The sequence below is a fragment of the Mesorhizobium sp. M1A.F.Ca.IN.020.06.1.1 genome (assembly GCF_004023265.1).
Taxonomy (GTDB): domain Bacteria; phylum Pseudomonadota; class Alphaproteobacteria; order Rhizobiales; family Rhizobiaceae; genus Mesorhizobium.
In genome coordinates this window covers 1-2,291 of sequence record NZ_RZSR01000949.1, presented here as the reverse complement: position 1 = coordinate 2,291, position 2,291 = coordinate 1, and the positions used below count along the sequence as shown (strand labels likewise).

The following is a 2,291-nucleotide window of genomic DNA, read 5'->3' as shown; positions in this document are numbered from 1 at the left end:
CCCTGTGGGAGATGGGGAAGTGCTCAATACTTCGACGGCACATAAAGCTCGCGCGGCAGCACCTGCCGCTCGTAGGACGGGTTGAAGACGCGCTCCGGCAGCGTGATCTCCTCATGCGGCACGTCTTCGTAAGGCATTTGCTGCAGCAGGTGATCGATGCAGTTCAGTCGGGCCCGCTTCTTGTCGTTGCCTTCGACAATGAACCACGGCGCTTCCTTGATGTTGGTACGGGCGAAGGTCTCTTCCTTGGCTTTGGTGTATTGTTCCCAGCGCACGCGCGACTGCAGGTCCATCGGCGACAGCTTCCACTGCTTCATCGGATCGTGGATGCGCATCAAAAAGCGCATCTGCTGCTCCTCGTCGGTAATCGAGAACCAGTATTTCACCAGCGTGATGCCGGAGCGCACCAGCATGCGTTCGAATTCCGGCACGTCGCGGAAAAACTCTTCGACCTGATCCGCATTGGCAAAGCCCATCACCCGCTCGACGCCCGATCGGTTGTACCAGGAGCGGTCGAACAGCACGATCTCGCCGCCCGCCGGCAGATGCGGCACGTAGCGCTGGAAATACCATTGCGATCTTTCACGCTCGGTCGGCGCAGGCAGCGCGACGACGCGGCAGATGCGCGGGTTGAGGCGCTGGGTGATGCGCTTGATGACGCCGCCCTTGCCGGCCGAGTCGCGTCCCTCGAAGATCACCACCAGCTTCTTCTTGTGGTAGGCAACCCAGGACTGCAGCTTGATGAGCTCCGACTGCAGCCGCAGCAGCTCGCGGAAATAGGTCGTTCGCTCGATGGAGGGCGGATGCGACTTCTTGTAGATCCTGGCGATCTCGAGCGAGAGCGCGGGTTCGGAAATCTCCAGCTCATAGTCCTCGTCGAGCGTGTCCTCGAGTTCGGCTTCCAGCCAGTCCTTGGCTCCGGAATTCGTCTTGACCTCGTTCATTGCGCAGCTCCTGCCTGTCAGCCACTTTCGCCTCGGACGCGCTCCGGCCGAGGCCGGAAACACAACTCCGTAAGCCGACTGAGATACAGACGCGCAATGACGGTTTTATTGCGAGCAGGAGCCGGCAACGCTGGACCAGCCGATATGTGATCGGCCCGTATCGATGGCGGGGCGACAAGCCGCCCGAATTGTCCTACAAATACCCTCGCCTCTTCCGGCGCCCGCGACGGCGCGCCTCTTCAAAACAAATCGCAAGGACCTGACATGGAATACCGCACGCTTGGCCGTTCCGGCCTGAAGGTTTCGACATTGACCCTTGGCACGATGACCTTCGGCGGGACGGGCCCGTTCGCCGCCGTCGGCAAATCCGATCTCTCGGAGGCGAGCCGCATCATCGATACCTGCATCGATGCCGGCATCAATCTCATCGACACCGCCAACGTGTATTCGAACGGCCTGTCGGAGGAGATCGTCGGCGAGGCGCTCGGCGGCAAGCGCAAGAACGATGTGCTCATCGCCTCCAAGGCGCGCATGCGGATCGGAAACGGCCCCAACGACGAAGGCCTGTCGCGCCATCACCTGATCCGGGAATGCGAGCGGAGCCTGAAGCGGCTCAAGACCGACGTCATCGACATCTATTTCCTGCATGAGTGGGATGGGGTCACGCCGCTGGAGGAAACGATCGCTGCGCTCGACACTTTGGTCAGCCAGGGCAAGATCCGTTATGTCGGCTGTTCCAATTATTCGGGCTGGCAGGTGATGAAGGCCCTCTCGATCAGCGACAGCCATCATCAGCCGCGCTTCGTCACGCAGCAGATCCACTACACGCTGGAAGCGCGCGAGGCGGAGTACGAGTTGCTGCCGATCTCGGTCGACCAGGGTCTTGGCGTGCTGGTGTGGAGCCCGCTGGCCGGCGGCCTGCTGTCGGGCAAATACCGTCGCGACAGCCCGACGGCCCGCCAGCTTGGCGGCTGGTCCGAACCGCCGATCCGGGACGAGGACAGGTTGTGGCGGATCGTCGACGTTCTGGTCGAAATCGGCAAGGCGCGCGGCGTTTCGGCGGCACAGGTGGCGCTTGCCTGGCTGCTCGGCCGCCCGGCCGTTTCTTCGCTGGTGATCGGCGCCCGCAACGAAGCCCAGCTCAAGGACAACCTCGCGGCGGCCAGCCTGATGCTGTCCCTGGACGAGCGCCTGCGCCTCGACGACGTCAGCCGGCCGCCGGCGCTTTATCCCTACTGGCACCAGCAGCTCACCGCCAAGAACCGGTTCGGCCCCGCCGACCTGGTGCTCGACCGCAGCGATATCTGAGAATCCGCGCCGTGCTCCGCGCCCGAAAACGCGCGGAGG

The 2,291-nt window shown here is 62.9% G+C and carries 2 protein-coding genes; one reads left to right on the top strand and one right to left on the bottom strand.

Features of this window, described 5'->3' with window-relative positions:
- Positions 1-23 precede the first annotated feature (23 nt).
- On the bottom strand, positions 24-944 hold the full coding sequence (gene ppk2, locus EOA60_RS29425; RefSeq protein ID WP_095824744.1) for a polyphosphate kinase 2: 921 nt from the start codon (positions 942-944) through the stop codon (positions 24-26).
- Positions 945-1,208: 264 nt separating this feature from the next.
- On the opposite strand from ppk2, the gene EOA60_RS29420 reads away from it, so the two are divergent.
- Positions 1,209-2,252: an aldo/keto reductase gene (locus EOA60_RS29420; protein ID WP_127335328.1), complete on the top strand. Its 1,044-nt coding sequence runs from the start codon at positions 1,209-1,211 to the stop codon at positions 2,250-2,252.
- The last annotated feature ends 39 nt before the right edge of the window (positions 2,253-2,291 follow it).